The 2196-nt window shown below is 55.3% G+C and carries 2 protein-coding genes and 1 rRNA gene; 2 read left to right on the plus strand and 1 reads right to left on the minus strand.

The annotated features are described in order from the left end of the window. Both VKV29_RS04575 and VKV29_RS04580 read left to right on the plus strand, forming a co-directional pair. Nucleotides 1-103, plus strand: a 16S ribosomal RNA gene (locus VKV29_RS04575); the annotation flags it as partial. Nucleotides 104-468: 365 nt separating this feature from the next. After that, nucleotides 469-1677 carry an MFS transporter gene (locus VKV29_RS04580; RefSeq protein ID WP_324200123.1) on the plus strand — a complete coding sequence of 403 codons (1209 nt, stop codon included), beginning with the start codon at nt 469-471 and terminating at the stop codon, nt 1675-1677. A 245-nt stretch (nt 1678-1922) separates the two neighbouring features. Here the strand turns inward: VKV29_RS04580 and VKV29_RS04585 are convergent. Beyond that, a partial coding sequence (locus tag VKV29_RS04585; protein ID WP_324200124.1) for a transposase occupies nt 1923-2196 on the minus strand: 274 nt, incomplete at its 5' end.

Raw genomic sequence — 2196 nt, forward strand, 5'->3', positions numbered from 1 at the left:
GCAACCCCGTAAGGGGAGCTAGCCGCCGAAGGTGTGGGGAGCGAGGGGGACGAAGTCGTAACAAGGTAGCCGTACCGGAAGGTGCGGCTGGATCACCTCCTTTCTAAGGGTTGGGTGTGTGGGGTGGAGAGGAACGCTGAAAAACCCATTTCAGCCTCTCTAGCCTAACACCATATACCTAAAGTCGATATCCCTGCTCGAGTGTTGCGTAAAACACACTCTGCAGAGCCCACACAAGCCGTCGTCACGCGATTGTCTTTCTGCCGATTCCCTGTCGTTTTTTTCCTCTTCCGTGTTCTTCTCTTACCGTTGTTTCGACCTCAAGGATGATGAGGCCACAAAGGTGCTGCCTTCAATCGTATGATATCACGTGTGTACATGCCGGCCCCTCCAATGGTAAACTGTAGAGAGAAATAAAGAGAGCCGATCACCTGAATTTCCCATTAAGCTATCAAGGAAGAGCCTACCTTGCCATCCACCGATTCCACCTCGCCGCCAGCGGACATGCGTCGTGTGGCATTGCGGTTCGTGCTGTTAATAAGCGTGCTAAGCTTCTTTGCTGACTTCACCTATGAAGGCGCACGTAGCATTACCGGCCCCTATCTGGAAACGCTACGTGCCAGCGCCTTCATTGTAGGTACCGTTGCCGGTTTGGGAGAGCTGTGCGGCTACACCCTGCGTTTCTTCTCCGGTCGCTTGGCCGACATCACCGGCCGTTTTTGGCCTATCACCATCTTCGGGTATATCGTTCAAATGATCTCGGTGCCGGCCTTAGCGCTAACGGGAAGTTGGCAGGCGGCGGCGGTTCTGATCGTGCTGGAGCGGGTAGGCCGTGCCATTCGCAACCCTCCACGCGATGTAATGCTCTCTCATGCCGCAAAGCACGTGGGCGGCTACGGATGGACTTTCGGAGTCCATGAGGCGTGCGATCAGTTCGGCGCTTTATGCGGGCCTCTGGTCATCGCTGTGGTGCTTGCCCATGGTGGAAAGTATCACGAGGCTTTCGCCGTGCTGTTGGTGCCGGCGCTCATTACCCTGAGTTTTGTGTGGATCGCTCGTCTACTCTACCCTAAGCCGCAAGACCTCGAACCGGCTTTCACCGATTCGGGCCCGCCTACGCCTTACTCTCGCGCGTTTTGGGTCTACCTTGTAGGGGCAGCTCTGGTTGCCGTTGGCTTTGCCGACTACTCGTTGATCGCCTATCACTTTGCGCGGGAGCACAGTGTGTCGTCTACACTGATCCCTATTTTTTATGCGGTGGCCATGGCCGTGAGTGGTGGGGCTTCCTTAGTGTTTGGGCGTTTGTTCGACCGGTATGGGTTTCCGGTGCTGGTTGGCCTCACGATAGTAGCATCGCTGTTTGCCCCTTTGGTGTTTCTCGGTGGATTTTGGATGGCGCTGCTAGGTGCGGCCATTTGGGGGATGGGTATGGGGGTTCACGAGTCGATCATTCCGGCTGCGGTTACGCCGATGGTGCCATCGCAGCGCCGCGCCTCTGCATTCGGGCTGTTTACGGCAAGTTATGGCATATTTTGGTTTTTGGGCAGCGCCCTGATGGGCTTTCTCTATGAACGTTCCCTGGTTGGGGTTATTGTGTTTTGCATGGGTACACAGCTCATGGCGGTGCCGCTGTTTCTGTGGGTTAGTCGTCATAGGGCACATTCGCCAGAGATGTAGAGAACGAGCGATGCCGATGGGTGGTCTTAATCGAAATTTATTGTTCTGTTAACACGTTCTTAACCTTCGGCGGCTATTATAGAATCGAAGCGGCTCCGCGAATGCGCCGCGACACTCTCTCCTAGTAGTACCCCGGCCTGTAAAGGTCGGGGATTTTTTTGTCGAGGGCTTTACTGCTACGGCCGTCTATCCTGGAGGAGTGAGAGGTCGAAAGGGGCTTTTCGGAAATAGTCAGATACCCCTGGCTAAAGCACAGGGGCTTGCGCCTGGTTGGAAGCGTGTGCCTCCGACCGACACAATAGGGCGTCTGAACTTTCGCCCCGTGCCTTGAGGTTTACCGCCGCATTGAAATCAGCATTCGCCTCAAAGCCACACTGCTGACATCGAAAGCTGCTCTGGCTCTTACGGTTGGCTTTGGCGCAATGTCCGCATACAGAACAAGTGCGAGACGAGTTGCGCGGGTCAACCAACACAACAGGCACTCCTGCCGCCTCCGCTTTATAGGCGATAAATTGACGC

It is taken from the genome of Chthonomonas sp., from assembly GCF_035294165.1.
GTDB lineage: Bacteria > Armatimonadota > Chthonomonadetes > Chthonomonadales > Chthonomonadaceae > Chthonomonas.